The 16,375-nt window shown below is 44.3% G+C and carries 17 protein-coding genes; 9 read left to right on the top strand and 8 right to left on the bottom strand.

Features of this window, described 5'->3' with window-relative positions:
* The first annotated feature begins 5 nt into the window (after nt 1–5).
* Nucleotides 6–179, top strand: a complete 174-nt coding sequence (locus tag R7O13_RS01710) for a hypothetical protein (RefSeq protein ID WP_005373524.1) — start codon at nt 6–8, stop codon at nt 177–179.
* 90 nt (nt 180–269) lie between these two features.
* Here R7O13_RS01710 and R7O13_RS01705 read toward each other — a convergent pair whose 3' ends face one another.
* Both R7O13_RS01705 and narQ read right to left on the bottom strand, forming a co-directional pair.
* On the bottom strand, nt 270–884 hold the full coding sequence (locus R7O13_RS01705; protein ID WP_262628489.1) for a response regulator: 615 nt from the start codon (nt 882–884) through the stop codon (nt 270–272).
* A gap of 4 nt (nt 885–888) precedes the next feature.
* Nucleotides 889–2,625: a nitrate/nitrite two-component system sensor histidine kinase NarQ gene (gene narQ / locus R7O13_RS01700; RefSeq protein ID WP_025767926.1), complete on the bottom strand. Its 1,737-nt coding sequence runs from the start codon at nt 2,623–2,625 to the stop codon at nt 889–891.
* A 247-nt stretch (nt 2,626–2,872) separates the two neighbouring features.
* Here narQ and napF point away from each other — a divergent pair, with 247 nt between their 5' ends.
* From napF to R7O13_RS01670, 6 genes are all read left to right on the top strand, one after another.
* Nucleotides 2,873–3,358, top strand: coding sequence for a ferredoxin-type protein NapF (napF, locus tag R7O13_RS01695; protein ID WP_104976222.1), 486 nt, complete (start codon nt 2,873–2,875; stop codon nt 3,356–3,358).
* A 47-nt stretch (nt 3,359–3,405) separates the two neighbouring features.
* Nucleotides 3,406–3,714: a chaperone NapD gene (locus R7O13_RS01690; protein ID WP_005373535.1), complete on the top strand. Its 309-nt coding sequence runs from the start codon at nt 3,406–3,408 to the stop codon at nt 3,712–3,714.
* Nucleotides 3,711–6,200: a periplasmic nitrate reductase subunit alpha gene (gene napA, locus R7O13_RS01685; RefSeq protein ID WP_005373537.1), complete on the top strand. Its 2,490-nt coding sequence runs from the start codon at nt 3,711–3,713 to the stop codon at nt 6,198–6,200. The genes R7O13_RS01690 and napA overlap by 4 nt, the downstream gene beginning before the upstream one ends.
* 78 nt (nt 6,201–6,278) lie before the next feature.
* Nucleotides 6,279–6,734, top strand: coding sequence for a nitrate reductase cytochrome c-type subunit (locus R7O13_RS01680; RefSeq protein ID WP_005389061.1), 456 nt, complete (start codon nt 6,279–6,281; stop codon nt 6,732–6,734).
* A 28-nt stretch (nt 6,735–6,762) separates the two neighbouring features.
* Nucleotides 6,763–7,341, top strand: coding sequence for a NapC/NirT family cytochrome c (locus R7O13_RS01675; protein WP_005373542.1), 579 nt, complete (start codon nt 6,763–6,765; stop codon nt 7,339–7,341).
* 11 nt (nt 7,342–7,352) lie between these two features.
* Nucleotides 7,353–7,487 carry a TIGR02808 family protein gene (locus tag R7O13_RS01670; RefSeq protein WP_005373546.1) on the top strand — a complete coding sequence of 45 codons (135 nt, stop codon included), beginning with the start codon at nt 7,353–7,355 and terminating at the stop codon, nt 7,485–7,487.
* A gap of 173 nt (nt 7,488–7,660) precedes the next feature.
* On the opposite strand, the gene phaC is transcribed toward R7O13_RS01670, so the two are convergent.
* The 4 genes from phaC to R7O13_RS01650 all read right to left on the bottom strand — a co-directional run bounded on the left by phaC (nt 7,661) and on the right by R7O13_RS01650 (nt 11,856).
* Nucleotides 7,661–9,436, bottom strand: coding sequence for a class I poly(R)-hydroxyalkanoic acid synthase (gene phaC, locus R7O13_RS01665; RefSeq protein ID WP_239932371.1), 1,776 nt, complete (start codon nt 9,434–9,436; stop codon nt 7,661–7,663).
* A gap of 66 nt (nt 9,437–9,502) precedes the next feature.
* Nucleotides 9,503–9,850, bottom strand: a complete 348-nt coding sequence (locus R7O13_RS01660) for a phasin family protein (RefSeq protein ID WP_005373550.1) — start codon at nt 9,848–9,850, stop codon at nt 9,503–9,505.
* Nucleotides 9,851–9,894: 44 nt separating this feature from the next.
* Nucleotides 9,895–11,103 carry an acetyl-CoA C-acetyltransferase gene (locus tag R7O13_RS01655; RefSeq protein WP_053349411.1) on the bottom strand — a complete coding sequence of 403 codons (1,209 nt, stop codon included), beginning with the start codon at nt 11,101–11,103 and terminating at the stop codon, nt 9,895–9,897.
* A 12-nt stretch (nt 11,104–11,115) separates the two neighbouring features.
* The gene (locus tag R7O13_RS01650; RefSeq protein ID WP_005373555.1) at nt 11,116–11,856 is read right to left on the bottom strand and encodes an SDR family oxidoreductase; all 741 of its coding nucleotides are present in this window, start codon (nt 11,854–11,856) and stop codon (nt 11,116–11,118) included.
* Between the two features lie 739 nt (nt 11,857–12,595).
* Between R7O13_RS01650 and R7O13_RS01645 the strand changes: the two genes are divergently transcribed.
* Nucleotides 12,596–13,216 (top strand): LysE family translocator, encoded by a 621-nt coding sequence (locus tag R7O13_RS01645; RefSeq protein ID WP_021035942.1) that lies wholly within the window; start codon nt 12,596–12,598, stop codon nt 13,214–13,216.
* 15 nt (nt 13,217–13,231) lie between these two features.
* Complete coding sequence (locus R7O13_RS01640; protein WP_017635186.1) at nt 13,232–13,498, top strand: hypothetical protein; 267 nt, start codon at nt 13,232–13,234, stop codon at nt 13,496–13,498.
* 58 nt (nt 13,499–13,556) lie between these two features.
* On the opposite strand, the gene secF is transcribed toward R7O13_RS01640, so the two are convergent.
* Together secF and secD are read right to left on the bottom strand one after the other, a co-directional pair.
* Complete coding sequence (secF, locus tag R7O13_RS01635) at nt 13,557–14,459, bottom strand: protein translocase subunit SecF (RefSeq protein ID WP_005373567.1); 903 nt, start codon at nt 14,457–14,459, stop codon at nt 13,557–13,559.
* 2 nt (nt 14,460–14,461) lie between these two features.
* The gene (gene secD, locus R7O13_RS01630; RefSeq protein ID WP_213903243.1) at nt 14,462–16,300 is read right to left on the bottom strand and encodes a protein translocase subunit SecD; all 1,839 of its coding nucleotides are present in this window, start codon (nt 16,298–16,300) and stop codon (nt 14,462–14,464) included.
* Nucleotides 16,301–16,375 lie beyond the last annotated feature (75 nt).

Raw genomic sequence — 16,375 nt, 5'->3', positions numbered from 1 at the left:
GAAGTATGGCAGCCGCTGAGCAACTTGATACCAGTGTAGAATATGAGATTCGATATTTTGAACAGGGGAAAATGCACTGCATGAGAGTCATTGCTGAAAGCAAAAAAGTGGCTTATCAGTACTATTTGGAGTGTGGTAAGCACAACAGTGACTTGTACTCTATTCGCCCAGACAAGTAAAAAAACCGCCTAACAGGCGGTTTTTTTATTCGTCAGAATCAATATAACTGTTTGATTTTATTTATTATTACAGATTCAAATCCAACAATGTTATTTGATGTCGCCAAAGCGCTCAAGATAAAGGACGGTTGCTGCAGTACGAGAAGGAACTTGAAGCTTTTTAAGTAAACTCTTCATATGTACTTTAACCGTAGACTCAGAGATAAAAAGACGATCGGCAATTTGCTTGTTGCGGAAACCTCTTGCCACCTCTCTTAAGATCTGCGATTCACGATCGGTCAGTGTACCAAACACGTCCTCTTGCTCTGAACGTTCACTCAAATACTTAGAAACTTCTTGGCTGTATGCCTTGTCCCCTTGGTGCGCTTGTTTTAGCAACTCAACCAACTCATCGGGCTCAGTGTCTTTCAATAAATAGCCATCGGCACCACTTCGAACTATTGCTTCGATATCTGCTGGGCTATCTGAAACGGTTAGAATGACAATTCTGGCTTCACAGCCATCTGCACGCAGTGCTTGCAAAGTATCAAGGCCAGACATGCCTTTCATATTAAGATCAAGAAGTACAAGATCCAGTTCCAGCTCATGCGCTTTCGCTACTGCATCCGCGCCATTACTTGCTTCTGCAATAACCTCAAACTCAGGCTCAAAGCTTAAAAGCTGGTGGATACCTCTTCGCATGAGTGGATGATCATCCACCAGCATTACTTTACACACTGTCACTGTTTACTTCCTTACTATGTTGGAATTCTAATTTTACGGTACAACCTTTGTTTATCGATGCTTCGATGTGAAGATCGGCATGCAGTCTAGCGGCCCGCTCTTGCATGATACTCATACCGTAATGATTTAATTTTTCGTCTTGATGTTCAAAGCCTATTCCATCGTCGCTAACGGTTACTGTGACTTTTCCATCATTATCGAGACATTGAATGTGAATATTATCTGCTTGCGCATGTTTGATAGCATTAATTGCCGCTTCTCTTATCAACTGTAGTAAATGAACCTGCTGATGTGCATCCAGTTCAGTTGATGAAAGTCTATTTTTTAGCGTAATGTCCGCAGCAGTTTGTTCACTGAGCGTTTCAACCATGTCTTGCAATGCTTGGCCAAAACTGCCCTCTTTAATCGTAAGACGAAACGTCGTCAGCAACTCGCGTAACTGCGTATAAGCCGCAGATAAGCCCGTATCTAGCTCAGCAATAACTTGATTAGCCTGCGCGATCGCCTTTTCGTCAGGTAAGTTCTTTACGCTTCTCTTTAACAAAGCGACCTGAATTTTTAAGTAAGAGAGTGCTTGAGCCAATGAATCATGCAACTCCCGAGCAATAGTGGCTCGCTCTTCCATCAGCAGAATTTGTTCTGCTTGGCGCTGCGCCCGATTGTAATACACGGCGCGTGATAAAATCTGCACGAAGTTGTCAATAAGAGCCTCGTTCGGACAAGGTAACCCTGCTTTCCAATATAAATAGCCCAAGTGCTCGCCATCTAGCATCAGGGCTTTACCGTGGCAATCTTCATCACAATCTTGGCAGCATTCTTCTCCTTCCATCAATATCCAGCTCGGTTCTCCCAGCTGCTCGATTTCAAGTTTGACCGCTTTAATGCCCTCAAGACTGACAATATGCTGCAAAATCGCCTGGAAATTGTCTTGATTAATACGCGACGCCGTGAGTTCTTTTGACGAGTCATACAGCACTTCTAAAGACTGGTTGGCATGCTGCAATTTACGTGTTTTCTCATCAACCGCTTGCTCTAATCCTCGGTACAACTTACCAAGGTCTGTCGCCATCCGGTTAAAGGTTCGAGTCAGTATTCCCATTTCATTATCGCTAGATACATTGAGCGATATATTGAATGAGCGATTTTTAATTTGCTCGCTAGCAAAAACTAAGGCACGCAGAGGCCGAACAACTTCGAGGCGCACAAAATGAACGACAAACATACTGACACAAAGGATGCCACCCAACCCTAACCCGCCGATCCAGGCTAAGTTAATCAGTTTTTGCTCCGAAAAGCTTTGCAGCTTAAATACAAACTCATCGATTTGTTCAACAAAACCGGCCACTAGGAGTTGATATTCTGCCGGGTTGTCTCCTCTAAGCACCGCCTTGAGTTCATGCCATCTGATAATAAGACGGTAGTAATCGTGAGTGATGTCTTCAGGCACAGACCAATGCTGAAGCGCTTTCATTGAAGGTGAATATATCGAATGTTCAAATGCGTCAATATGTGAAGAATAGTCAACAGATTTAACCTGAATATCATTCGCCAGACGGTAGCTTTGCATTCGCATCGAGCCAGCAACATTGACGGCTTCAGCATCGTTCAAACTGGACGCTAACGTAAAAATCGCAAAACCAGTCGTAGCGACTGAGAGCAGCAAAATAAGAAGCATCGCGGACGCAATCGTGCGCGTCACTGACTTTTTCACATTTTTAAACAATCTGAGTTCCTCGCCCATTAACAATCCTATTTGTACGTGCAATGAACCCATTACCTTTCAACTTTATCAATATGTGATCACCTGCGACGGAATTTATTGATCCAAAACAATATTGCATACCATTTACCCCCTAAGAGGTATTTATACAAATATGTCAAAAACTACAATTTCGTTAGTTTAAATGACAGTTTATTAATGAAAATTGTGGACTATGCTTAGTTTGGGTTCCAAGTTTCGAGGTGACTAAGTGGTAGACCTTTCCAGAAGAAGACTCTTTGCAAGAAAAGCGCACCCCGACAACGCCGTACGTTTGCCTTGGTTAACTAAACCGGAACAGTTTACGGACGATTGCACTCGCTGCGGTAAATGCATTGAGGCCTGTGAAACAAAGATTATAACCAAAAGTGATGGCGGATTCCCCTCGGTCGATTTTTCCATCGATGAATGCACATTTTGCTATCAATGTGCAAACGCCTGTCCTGAGCCCCTTTTCTTGCCAGATACAGAACAACCTTGGCAAGCAAAAGCAAGTATCAACGATAACTGCTTAGCAAAACAAAATGTCGAATGCCGAAGCTGTGGGGATATGTGCGACCCGATGGCAATTCAGTTCAAATTAGAACTGGGGAAAGTAGCACAACCCAATTTAGACCTTGATGAGTGTAACGGCTGCGGCGCCTGTGTTTCAGTGTGCCCGACTTCATCCATCAATGTGAGCAATATAACAGCCTAAGCCGAATGTCGTCGGCCAAAGGCAATAAAAATAAATGAGAGAGCTATATGTCACTAAATGAAGTGCATATTTCAAGTTTGGTAGTACATGTGCTGCCGGAACATTTGGACGAAATCAAACAAAAGATAGAAGCACACGAAAATGCGGAAATCTATGGTGACAGTCCTGAAGGCAAGATTATCGTCGTACTTGAAACTGAGAACCAAGGTTTCATCACAGACACTATCGATGCCATTAACAATTTACCGAACGTCTTAAGCACGGTATTGGTTTATCACCAAATCGAAACTGGGCTTGAAGAAACGGATGAAGAAGACACTGGAACACAACATTCCCAAATCGAGGGTGAAGTATGAAAATGACAAGACGTGCGTTTGTGAAAGCAAACGCGGCTGCATCAGCTGCTGCTGTCGCAGGTGTGACACTACCAGCATCTGCAGCCAACCTGATTGCAAGCTCTGATCAAACCAAAATCACATGGGACAAAGCACCTTGTCGTTTCTGTGGTACAGGCTGTTCTGTTCTTGTTGGCACTCAAAACGGCAAAGTGGTAGCAACACAGGGTGACCCAGAAGCACCAGTAAACAAAGGTCTGAACTGCATCAAAGGTTACTTCCTTTCTAAGATCATGTACGGTCAAGACCGTCTAACTCAACCGATGCTACGAATGAAAGATGGCAAATTCCACAAAGATGGTGAATTTACACCTATCTCTTGGGATGACGCTTTCGACATCATGGCTGAGAAATGGAAAGCTTCCCTCGAGAAAAAAGGCCCAACAAGCGTAGGTATGTTTGGCTCAGGCCAATGGACAGTAATGGAAGGCTACGCTGCATCAAAGTTAATGAAAGCAGGCTTCCGATCAAACAACATTGATCCAAACGCTCGTCACTGTATGGCTTCTGCCGTTGTAGGTTTCATGCGCGCATTCGGTATCGATGAGCCAATGGGTTGTTACGATGACTTCGAGAACGCAGACGCTTTCGTTCTTTGGGGCTCAAACATGGCAGAAATGCACCCGGTTCTATGGACTCGCATTACTGACCGCCGTCTAAGCCACCCTCACGTTAAAGTGAACGTGCTTTCTACTTACTACCATCGTTCATTTGAGTTGGCAGACCACGGCTACATTTTCAATCCTCAGTCTGACCTTGCAATTGCTAACTTCATCGCAAACTACATCATCGAAAACGATGCAGTAAACTGGGACTTCGTGAACAAACACACGAACTTCACTCAAGCAGACACTGACATCGGCTACGGTCTACGTGACGATGATCCGCTACAAAAAGCAGCGAAGAACCCGAACTCTGGCAAACTCACTTCTATCTCATTCGAAGAGTACAAGAAATCAGTAGCGCCATACACAGTAGAGAAAGCATCTGAAATCTCTGGTGTTGAGAAAGAGAAGCTTATCGAGCTTGCGAAGCAATACGCGGATCCAAACACGAAAGTGATGTCTCTATGGACGATGGGTATGAACCAGCATACTCGTGGTGTATGGATGAATAACTTGGTTTACAACATCCACCTACTAACCGGTAAGATCTCGACTCCGGGGAACAGCCCATTCTCACTAACGGGCCAACCATCAGCATGTGGTACCGCTCGTGAGGTTGGTACGTTTGCTCACCGCCTACCAGCGGACATGGTGGTTGCTAACCCTAAACACCGTAAGATTGCAGAAGACATCTGGAAACTGCCAGAAGGTACGATTCCACCAAAGCCTGGCTTCCACGCCGTATTGCAAGACCGTATGCTGAATGACGGCGTTCTGAACTGTTACTGGGTTCAATGTAACAACAACATGCAAGCCGGTCCAAACATCAACACAGAACGTCTTCCAGGTTACCGCAACCCAGAAAACTTCATCGTTGTGTCTGACCCATACCCGACAGCAACAGCACAAGCAGCAGACCTTATTCTTCCTACCGCAATGTGGATTGAAAAAGAAGGTGCTTACGGTAACGCAGAGCGTCGTACCCAAGCTTGGTACCAACAAGTGGGCACAGTCGGTCAAGCAAAATCCGACCTGTGGCAGCTAATGGAGTTCTCGAAACGCTTCAAAATGGAAGAAGTGTGGCCTGAAGAGCTTCTAGCGAAAGCGCCTCAATACCGTGGTAAAACAATGTACGACGTACTTTACCGCAATGGTAACGTCGACAAATTCCCTATCGAAGAAGCTCGTGAACTGAATGACGATGCTCACCACTTCGGTTTCTATGTCCAAAAAGGTCTGTTTGAGGAATACGCAACATTTGGCCGTGGTCACGGGCATGATTTGGCTCCATACGACCGTTACCATGAAGTACGTGGTCTACGTTGGCCTGTTGTTGATGGTAAAGAAACACAGTGGCGCTTTAAAGAAGGTTCAGACCCATACGCGAAAGAAGGTTCTGGTTGGGACTTCTACGGCAATGCTGATGGCAAAGCGAAGATCATTTCCGCGCCATACGAAGCGCCACCAGAAGTACCGAACGATGAATTTGATATGTGGTTATGTACTGGTCGTGTTCTTGAACATTGGCACACAGGCACCATGACTCGTCGTGTACCTGAATTATACAAAGCAGTACCAGACGCAGTGTGTTACATGCACCCAGAAGACGCAAAAGCACGCAATGTTCGCCGTGGTGAAGAAGTACTCATGGCAAACAAACGCGGTGAAGTACGCGTTCGTGTTGAAACTCGCGGTCGTAACCGTCCGCCAAAAGGCTTGGTATTCGTACCGTTCTTTGATGCACGTATTTTGATTAACAAGCTTATCCTAGATGCGACTGATCCACTGTCTAAACAGACAGACTTTAAGAAGTGCCCAGTCAAAATTACTAAGATTGCTTAACCTTCAGATACTGAATGCTACGGCCGTCATTATGGCGGCCTAATAAAGAATTTAAGCCATAAAGGCGGAGATGAAATGATGAAAAAATTACTTGTCGCAGTTTTATCTGTAGGTGCGTTAGTGACAGGCATTGCGCAAGCTGAGTTGGATAATCCAGGTGGTATTGGTGGTCTAGAATCTTTACGTGGAATGTCTCAATTGGAAGATACGCGTCCAGCAGACGAGTTCAAAGACTTCCCTAAAGATCAAATTGTTGAAGACAGCTATGTTTATCAACCACCGTTGATCCCACACAGCATTCGTCACTACGAAATTTCGTTAAATGCTAACAAGTGTCTTGCATGCCATAGCTGGAAAAATGCAAAAGAGTCAGGTGCGACTAAAATTAGCGTAACGCACTATGTAAACAGAGAAGATGCGGTACTGGCAGATATGTCTCCTCGTCGTTACTTCTGTTTGCAATGTCACGTTCCACAAACGGATGCAAAACCACTAGTGGAAAACGAGTTTAAGGCAGTCGATTCGCTTCAGTAATTGAAACGCGAGTACTAAGAGGTTACTTATGAAAATACTTAAAGCGTTTTGGAAGAGACTGTCGAGCCCGAGTAAAGCTGCCGCTGGTGTGGTTTTATTTCTAGGCTTCGCTGGTGGCCTTCTATTTTGGGGCGCATTCAACACAGGTATGGAAGCAACCAACACAGAAGAATTCTGTTCTGGCTGTCACGCGCCGATCGTTGCTGAAATTCAAGAAACAATTCACTACTCCAACCGATCTGGTGTTCGTGCGATTTGTTCAGACTGTCACGTTCCTCATGAATGGACGGATAAGATCGTTCGTAAAGTACAGGCATCTAAAGAGCTATTTGCACACTTCGTAACGAAGACGATCGATACGCCAGAGAAGTTCCAAGAGCGTCGTGGACACCTCGCAGAGCGAGAGTGGGCACGTATGAAAAAGAATGACTCTCTTGAATGTCGTAACTGTCATGAGTTTGATTTCATGGATTACTCTCAGCAAGGATCACGTGCGGCAGAACAACACTCCACCGCTCTAGCTTCAGGCGAGAAAACATGTGTAGACTGTCACAAAGGTATTGCGCACAAACTACCAGACATGAGCGGCGTTGAAGGCTGGCACTAAGGAGACTTACCATGAGTACATTAGAATCTGTAATTTGGCATATCCTTGGCTACAGTGCTATGCCAGTGATTATTCTTTCCGGCTTTGTGGCGGTAGCAGCAATCTCTCTCTGGCTGCTGTCATTTGGTAAGGATAAAGAGGTGTAACGTAACGCATCTCTACTCGTCAACTAGCCTATTTGTTGACACTGAGCGCCGAGCAAATGCTCGGCGCTTTTTATTTATTGCTCAATGGTACTGCCAACAATAAATAAACAAGCAATCATACATAAAAAAAGCGACCATAAAGGCCGCTAAGATTTACTGCTATAGGGAGTTGTTTAAGATTCTTTTACTGGCAGAACCTGTTTGACGTATTGTCCTGGCGCTTCATCAATAACCGGATGGTTTTCTGAGCCAATAGGGAAAGGCTCAACTTGCTCTTTAGGGTTGAATTGGAGTAACCACTCGTTCCAGTGTGTCCACCACGATCCCTCTTTGTGTTCCGCCTTATTCAACCACTCATCAGCAGAGTCATCCAAATTATCGTTCAACCAATAACCATACTTATTTTTAGCTGGCGGGTTCACGATGCCCGCAATATGACCAGACTCACCGAGGACAAATGTTTTGTTACCACCCGTGTTCAGCGCACCACGGTAAGTTCCCTGCCATAACGCAATATGGTCTTCTTTCGTTGACACAAAATAGCTAGGAATTTTGATCTTATTTAGATCAATCCATACTCCACCAATTTTGACGCCTTTATCTTGCACCAGCTTGTTCTCTAAATAGAGCTCGCGAAGCAAGAAATTGTGAGATGCAGCGCTGACGTTGGTGCTATCGCTATTCCAGTACAACAAGTCGAAATCAACCGGACTGTTACCCTTCAAGTAATTGTCGACGTAGTAGTTCCAGTACAAGCTGTTTTCACGCAGTAAACTAAACGTCACGCTTAAGGAACGGCCGTCCATATACCCTTTTGCGTTATTTTGCGCTTCAATTGCACTAACAATGGTGTCATTGATATACGCGCCGACTTCACCTGGTTGAGAGAAGTCGAGCAACGTGGTGAAGAAAGTGGCAGACTTAATGCGCTTCTTCATACGTTTTGCAGCGTAGTAGGCAACCGTGCTTGCTAAAACAGTACCACCGATACAATAACCAGCAGCATTGATTTGCTCTTGTCCTGTTATATCTTCAATTGCAGCGACGGCTTTCACTACGCCTTCTGTCACGTAGTCACCAAACTCTATGTGCGCTTGTGCCTTGCCTGGATTGCGCCAAGACATCATAAATACACTATGCCCCTGCTCTAACAACCATCGAACCATTGAGTTCTTTGCTGTTAAATCAAGGATGTAGTATTTATTGATGAAAGGTGGGACGATGAGCAGCGGCGTCGCATTCACTTTCTCTGTTAGAGGTCGATATTGAATCAACTCAAACAATTCGTTTTGAAAAACCACATTGCCCTGTGTCGTCGCAACGTCATCTCCCACGCGGAATGCATTGTTATTCGTCATACGAATTTTTAAAATGTCTGCGCTCGACTCAACGTCTTCTTTCAACTGCTCTAAGCCTGCCAGTAAGTTTTGACCGTTTTGCTCAAGTGTCAGCTTCAAAAGCTCTGGGTTAGTGGCGATGAAGTTGGAAGGAGAAAGGGCGTTAATGGCTTGGCGAGAGAAAAAAATAATACGTTCTTTCGTCTTTTCATCTAAGCCTTCCAAAGACTCGATGGTGTCCAGATAGGTCTTACTAAATAAAAGGTAGGATTGTTTGATGAAGCTATACATGGCTTCATTTTGCCACGCTTCGTTTGAGAAACGCTTATCCCCTTTTTCAGCTTCGACGATTTGTGCTTGGTTCCCTGCCAATGCAACATTCTGCCAAATTTGCAGCTGCTGTTCCCACCACTGTGCTTGCAGCTTTAAAATCGCAGCAGGCTGATTCGCAGCTTGTTCGAACAGTTTGGCAGTATCCTCAAAGTTCACTTCTTGCATGGCCTTGTTTAAAGGAGAGTTCACGACTGCCTTGTTCACTTCGAAATCATGCCACCACTGATGATTGGTTTCCTGAAGCTTCACAAGATAGTCCGAAAAGAAGTGTTGAAACATAGTCTTACTCCTATATTCGGAAAAAACAACGCCGCCCAAATCTAGGGGCGGCGAGAATCGGACAAATTACGCTGGAGTAACAGTCTTTAGATTTTCCGAAGTCATTTTTTCAACGTCTTCTTTGAACTCTTTTGCAATCGCTTGAAGCTTGTTGCTGTCATCCATCATTTGTTGAGAAAGTTTAGTAAGTACGCTTAGTTGCTGACTGTTGAAAGCAGTCAATGACGTTACGTCTTTGATTTCTGTCGCTGCTTTCATCTGGTTTAGACCCACTTCACTGTATGTGCGAATGGCGTTCAATTGAAGCTCGGTCAACACTTCTACGTTTTTTGTCACTAGCTTGTTGAACTTCAAGTAAGGTTCTAGATTTTTTTCAGTTTGATCGCTAAATGTTTTGAAGAAATCTGTGTACATGGTTTGTCTCCTAGAGAAAGAATTAAAAATGTCCGTTTAAATAATTACTTAACTGTCTTTACAACCACAGCCGTGCCCATGCCGCCGCCCACACAAAGTGAAGCAACGCCATATTGACCATTTTGCTTATGAAGCTCGTGAACCAGCGTGACTAAGATTCGGTTTCCAGATGCACCAAGCGGGTGTCCTAGCGCGATAGCACCACCGTTAAAGTTCGCTTTATCTTGAATCGCGTTAACTGGAACTTGGTTTGTTTCCGCCAACTGATGAATCACGCCAAGTGCTTGCGCTGCAAATGCTTCGTTTAACTCGTAAACGTCGATATCATTTACTGTGAGTTCTGCTTTTTCGAGTGCTTTATTGACCGACTCAACAGGACCTAGGCCCATGATCTTCGGATCAAGACCCGATTGCGCATAGCTTACGATCTCAGCAAGCGGCGTTAATCCATGCGCTTTAACTGCGCTTTCAGATGCAACGATAATCGCACTCGCGCCATCGTTAATGCCTGATGCATTACCCGCAGTCACAGTGCCTTCGCGGTCAAAAGCAGGACGTAGCTTGCTTAAGGCTTCCATTGTCGCGTTCGCTTTTGGGTATTCATCCGTATCAAACATCACGGTTTCACGGCGTTGCTTTACTTCCACTGGCACAATTTCGTCTTGAAATTTGCCAGCTTCGATAGCGGCTACCGCTTTCTGTTGGCTAGACAGCGCGTATTCGTCTTGCTGCTGGCGAGTTAAGCCGATTTGTTTTGCTACGTTTTCTGCCGTCACACCCATGTGATATTGGTTGTAAACATCAGTTAAACCGTCCGCTATGAGCAGATCTTTTAGCTCCAGATTGCCCATTTTGTTGCCATCACGAATGCTGCTTGGTGCAGCAAACGGAATCTGAGACATGACTTCAACACCCGCTGCAACAACGATCTCAGCATCGCCACTACGGATATGGGACACGGCATCCATGACCGTTTTCATGCCACTACCGCAAACCATGTTTACGCCATATGCAGGAACAGATTCAGGAATCCCCGCAAACAGTGCCGCTTGGCGGCCAACACCCATTCCTTGACCTGCACCAACAACGTTGCCAACAATCACTTCGTCAACCTTGTCGCCAGGCAACTTTGCCGCTTCCAACGCGCCCTTAATCGCTACTGCTGCCAGATCGCCAGCAGAAGTATTTTTCAGGCTACCACCAAAAGCACCAATTGGAGTACGCTTCGCCGCTACGATAAATACTTTTTCCATCATCTTCTCTCCTTAGTGCATGTATAAGCCGCCGTTCACCGACAAAGTCTCTCCGGTGATGTAGGCGCCCGCATCGCTGACCAAGAAGCTCACTGATGCTGCAATTTCCTCTGGTGTCGCAAGACGTTTCATTGGAATTTGGTTCGTGATGGATTCCAGCACTTCTGGCTTCATTTGCTCAACCATTGGCGTACCCGTGTAACCCGGAGCGATAACATTAACTGTCACACCCGAGCGAGCACCTTCGTATGCTAAGGCTTTAGAGAAACCGATCATCCCAGCTTTCGCCGCCGAGTAGTTTGCTTGACCAAACTGCCCTTTAAGACCATTGACTGAAGAGATATTGATGACACGACCACCGCCTTTTTCGCACATTGCAGCGAAGAGGGGTTGCGTAACGTTGAATAAACTATTGAGGTTGGTATTGATGACATCATTCCAAGCTTGCGCAGTCATCTTTTTAAACACGCCATCACGTGTGATTCCTGCGTTGTTGACAACAACATCAATGGTTCCCTCCTCCCCAAGCAATTGCGCCAATTTCTCTGCACACTCTGTCGTGTTTGTTACATCCAACTCAAAAAGGCGAACCTGATCTTTGGTAAACCCTTTGCTGTTGAACCACTCCAGCGCACATTCGTAGTTACCTGTGAAATAAGTAGCGATTACACGGTAACCGTCATTGACTAATTGAGAGGAAATAGCAGAACCAATTCCGCCTTTTGATCCAGTGATCAAAGCGACTTTCTTCATTGAAGACTCCATTCTTAACGGCATTTAAAAAGCAAACTTAATACACTGATGAAATATTTCACCAACTGACGTGTTTATTTATTCTTTTGACAACCAATCCCGTGCTGCCTTTATTTTAAGTTAACCTAGAAATATTACATTTCAAATAAAAAACTCACCCAATTGCATAAGATTGATTTAGATCTCATTACCCGTGAAATGTTATAAAATAGTTAATTTTACATAAGTCATTGTTTTAAATCACACTTCCACAAAAGCCACACCAATAGAAATAGAAACATAATTATTAAATATCATGCACTTACATACAGAATGGCAGACGTTACATTATGTCATGATTTAAGATCTGAATTTTAAGCCTATATGATTACAACAAACTTGAGATTAGAATAATAATTCAATTATCAGCAAAAATAATTATCAAACATATCATTTAATTACTGCATTTAATGATAATTTAGTTATCAATTCGATTATTTTAATACAGTGATGATTAATACCGACAAAATATAATAAATTAAATATATTTAATCTAAAAATGATATAAGAGCTTGTCTCATACTGGTGCAATACGCACTATTATGACGCATAGATTAAAATATAATTTCATTTTAAATTTATATATTCGAAGAACATCAACTAGCTACTAGTGAAAGTAATCGTTCGCTTTGTAGTAGCATCCTTTTCCACTTTGCACTATCTTTGTGGCTTCTCTTTAATCACTAAATCATCAACAGATATGAATCTTGCATTGCTCAGTATGTTCATCCCTACTTTCTTTTTTGTCTCAATCACACCTGGTATGTGCATGACTCTCGCCCTAACGTTAGGTATGAGTATCGGTTATCGTCGCACGTTATGGATGATGATAGGGGAACTTCTCGGTGTCGCGCTGGTGTCAGTCTCTGCGGTGTTAGGTATCGCTGCGATTATGCTCAATTATCCTTGGATGTTTATCGCGTTAAAGTTCATTGGTGGCGGTTATTTACTCTATCTTGGAGTTGAAATGTGGCGGTCGCGAGGGAAACTTGCGATTAATGTCGACAACTTAGAAACACCAAAGAGTGACAATATCGCACTTATCATGCAAGGCTTCGTTACCGCAATCGCAAACCCAAAAGGCTGGGCATTTATGATTTCTCTTTTACCGCCTTTTATAGACCAAAACGCAGCACTTGCACCGCAACTGATCATACTTGTCTCCATTATTTTACTGTTTGAGTTCATTTGCATGTCTCTGTACGCTACTGGTGGTAAAGGGTTGAAACACGTATTAGGTCAGTCTAAGAATGTACGCCTAATGAACCGTATCGCAGGCACTTTAATGATGGGAGTTGGTGTCTGGTTGCTACTAAGCTAAGGCAAACTGGAAACAATGAAAAATATTCTGAATAAAATCGCTAAAGTCATGGGTGAAGTATTGGACTTTCAAGCCCGAGTTTGGGTTGTGAACGTCTATAGCGGTGAGCATAAAGGCGAGTCTTATGTCGTTAATGAAGATGCTTTCTCTGTACCTCTTCAGTGGATGAAGAAGAAAGGCTACCAAGAGTCGATGTTGAATAAAGTCGAAGCAATGAAGCGCTCACAAGTCTTAGAGTTCGATTTGGGACTTGTGAAACATCGCTTGATGCGCGTGAAATAAGCACAAAAAAGCGCCACTCAAGATGAGTGGCGCAAGCACTTCTACCTTAAAAATAATGCTACGGCGCTGCGTCAATCTCAACTGGAAGATAATGTTTCGGCTCCAGTTTCAACCACTCCGGCAGCACAGTACCAATCGAAATCGAAGACCATGTACCCGACAGAACGCCAATAAACATGGCGGTTGAGAAACCAGCCAAAGGCGCTCCTCCCATAATCCACAATGCTCCAACGGTGATCAGTGTTGTACCAGATGTCACCATGGTGCGTGAAAACGTCGCGATAACAGCTTGGTCATTGATGTCTTCTGTTTTCCAACTCTGCTTCGCAATCAACAGCTCACGGATTCGGTCTGCAATGATGATCGAGTCATTCAATGAGTAACCTAAAATTGCTAACACCGCTGCAAAAACGGTTAAGTTGAACTCCATTTGAGTAATTGCAAAGAAACCAAGCACTAAGATCACATCATGGGCCAAAGCAAATAGTGAACCACTCGCTAAACGCCACTCAAAACGGAAACACAAGTAACCGAGAATACTCAACACACAAATCAACAATGCTAAGCCACCTTGTTCAAACAAGTCCTGGCCAACTTGAGCGCCAACTATACTGTTGCTGACAACATCAACTTGGTGAGAGATTGGCTTCAACACCTCTTCTACACTTGGCAACGTTTGTCCATCTTCCGGCGCAGAGTAACGAATCACCCAACGGCCATCTTCACCAGAGCGTGTCACTGACGCAGATTCACCAAGCTTTGGTTGCAGAACGTCAAGCAGATCATGGTTAGTTAGCTGCTTATCTACCTTTACTTCTGTCACCATACCGCCAGTGAAGTCCAAACCTAGGTTCAACCCTTTAAAGCCTAGAGCGACGATCGCGATCACCGTTAAAATGATGGAAACTAGCGTAGTAAAGTAGCGAATTTTACGAATATTTTGTTTTAGCATTTCGACCATGATTAAACCCTCACATCACGACGGGCATCGCGGCCCCAAATTAAATTGATCATTGCTCGAGAGGCAAATACGCCTGTAAACATACTGGTTAACAAACCTAATCCGAGTGTTAAGGCAAAGCCTTGGATTGGGCCATTACCGATGGCGTACAAAATCACGGCGGTGATCATGGTAGTAATGTTGGCATCAAGGATGGTCGAGAATGCGCTGTCAAAGCCAAGATCAATCGCTTGAGCGAAGCTGCGGCCTTCACGCATTTTGTCCTTAATACGTTCAAAGATAATAACGTTGGTGTCTACTGCCATACCGACGGTTAACACTAAACCGGCAATACCCGGAAGCGTTAGAACCGCTCCTGGTAACAAGGCGATTAAGCCAAGCAAACAAAGCATGTTGGCGCAAAGCGCCACGTTCGCTACCCAACCTAAGCGGCGGTACCAAAGTGCCATAAAGGTCAGTGTTAGTCCCATACCTAAAGCCAGTGCTGCAAAACCGTTTTCAATGTTTTCTGCACCCAGAGAAGCACCGATTGTTCGCTCTTCCACAATAGTAACCGGCGCGGTCAGTGACCCCGCGCGAAGCAATAGCGCCAACTGCTGCGCATCGTCCATGCTACCTGCCCCAGTAATACGGAACTGGCTACCAAGCTGAGATTGAATAGTCGCGACGCTGATAACGCGCTCACTACGCTCAGTTACACCGCGATCGTTTGTTTTGTATTCACGGTAAACGGTCGCCATTGGCTTGCCGATGTGAGTTGCTGAGAAGTCACTCATTTTCTTACCACCAGCGTGGTCAAGAGAAATATTGACTTCTGACATGCCCATTTTGTCGACACCAGCACGAGCGTTCACGATGTGCTCGCCCGTTAGAACTGGTCGTTTTGACAAAATCACAGTACGACCATCATTATCTTGAAGAACAAGATCTTGGCTGCTGTGTGCTTGGCTCGCATCTTTCACTTCATAAAACGCCAAGCTTGCTGTTGCACCAATAACGTTTTTCGCTTGAGCAGGATCTTGTACACCAGGGAGCTCAATTCGAATGCTCTCTTTACCTTGGCGTTGCACTAGTGCCTCTGTGATACCAAGTTCTTCAATACGACCACGCATGATCTTCAGGTTTTGTTGAAGAGTCGACGATTGAAATTCTTGGATATTTTGTTCACTCGGTTCAAGCACAAAGCCACGAGATGAACTTTTTGAAATCCAGCCCGGGTAGTTTTGACGCAAGAACTTGTTCACTTCCGACAATGCTTGCTCGCTGTCACTGTTTACCGTAATTCGGTTGCCACTTTCTGCTCGAACTTGCACACCACGAACACGTTGATCACGTAGGTTCGCTTTAATTTCATCAATCAACGCATCACGTTGTTCTTCAAACGCTTTATTCACATCAACATTCAACAGAAACTGAACGCCACCACGAAGGTCAAGACCGAGCTTAATTGGGCTAAAGCCCATCTCACTCAACCATTCTGGCGCAACCGATACGTATGAGAAAGTGATGCTGTCGTCTTTATTTAGCTCTTTGTTTAACAACGCACGAGCTTTACTTTGCGCATCTTCACCATCGAATACAATGGTTGTTTTGCCGTCTTTTTCGATGATTTTGTCGGCTGAAATATGGTTGGTTTTTAGCAGTTGATTCAGATGAACAACCGACATTTCACTGTTGTTTTGATCCGCAAACGTCAACTGGATAGAAGGCTGTTCGCCAAACCAAGTTGGTATAGCACTTAGGGTTAAAATAATGACTGTCGTGATTAATACGACATATTTCCAAGCTGAGTAGTGATTCATCAGCTTTCTGTTCTTTTGCTGCTTTGGTGTTTTTTTCATGTAAACATCATCCCTTCACAATGAAGTGAAGCTTTTAATAACAAGGCTTAACACACGACAGATGCTCCCAGAATA

The sequence above is a fragment of the Vibrio sp. Y176 genome, from assembly GCF_033438945.1.
This window is presented reverse-complemented; position numbering and strand designations above follow the sequence as displayed.

What these genes read in the sequence shown, in the direction of transcription:
- R7O13_RS01710 (WP_005373524.1), top strand. Translation starts at nt 6, where the DNA reads ATGGCAGCCGCTGAGCAACTTGATACCAGTGTAGAATATGAGATTCGA.
- R7O13_RS01705 (WP_262628489.1), bottom strand. Translation starts at nt 884, where the DNA reads ATGCTGGTGGATGATCATCCACTCATGCGAAGAGGTATCCACCAGCTT.
- R7O13_RS01690 (WP_005373535.1), top strand. Translation starts at nt 3,406, where the DNA reads ATGTCACTAAATGAAGTGCATATTTCAAGTTTGGTAGTACATGTGCTG.
- napA (WP_005373537.1), top strand. Translation starts at nt 3,711, where the DNA reads ATGAAAATGACAAGACGTGCGTTTGTGAAAGCAAACGCGGCTGCATCA.
- R7O13_RS01680 (WP_005389061.1), top strand. Translation starts at nt 6,279, where the DNA reads ATGAAAAAATTACTTGTCGCAGTTTTATCTGTAGGTGCGTTAGTGACA.
- R7O13_RS01675 (WP_005373542.1), top strand. Translation starts at nt 6,763, where the DNA reads ATGAAAATACTTAAAGCGTTTTGGAAGAGACTGTCGAGCCCGAGTAAA.
- R7O13_RS01670 (WP_005373546.1), top strand. Translation starts at nt 7,353, where the DNA reads ATGAGTACATTAGAATCTGTAATTTGGCATATCCTTGGCTACAGTGCT.
- phaC (WP_239932371.1), bottom strand. Translation starts at nt 9,436, where the DNA reads ATGTTTCAACACTTCTTTTCGGACTATCTTGTGAAGCTTCAGGAAACC.
- R7O13_RS01660 (WP_005373550.1), bottom strand. Translation starts at nt 9,850, where the DNA reads ATGTACACAGATTTCTTCAAAACATTTAGCGATCAAACTGAAAAAAAT.
- R7O13_RS01655 (WP_053349411.1), bottom strand. Translation starts at nt 11,103, where the DNA reads ATGGAAAAAGTATTTATCGTAGCGGCGAAGCGTACTCCAATTGGTGCT.
- R7O13_RS01650 (WP_005373555.1), bottom strand. Translation starts at nt 11,856, where the DNA reads ATGAAGAAAGTCGCTTTGATCACTGGATCAAAAGGCGGAATTGGTTCT.
- R7O13_RS01645 (WP_021035942.1), top strand. Translation starts at nt 12,596, where the DNA reads ATGAATCTTGCATTGCTCAGTATGTTCATCCCTACTTTCTTTTTTGTC.
- R7O13_RS01640 (WP_017635186.1), top strand. Translation starts at nt 13,232, where the DNA reads ATGAAAAATATTCTGAATAAAATCGCTAAAGTCATGGGTGAAGTATTG.
- secF (WP_005373567.1), bottom strand. Translation starts at nt 14,459, where the DNA reads ATGGTCGAAATGCTAAAACAAAATATTCGTAAAATTCGCTACTTTACT.
- secD (WP_213903243.1), bottom strand. Translation starts at nt 16,300, where the DNA reads ATGAAAAAAACACCAAAGCAGCAAAAGAACAGAAAGCTGATGAATCAC.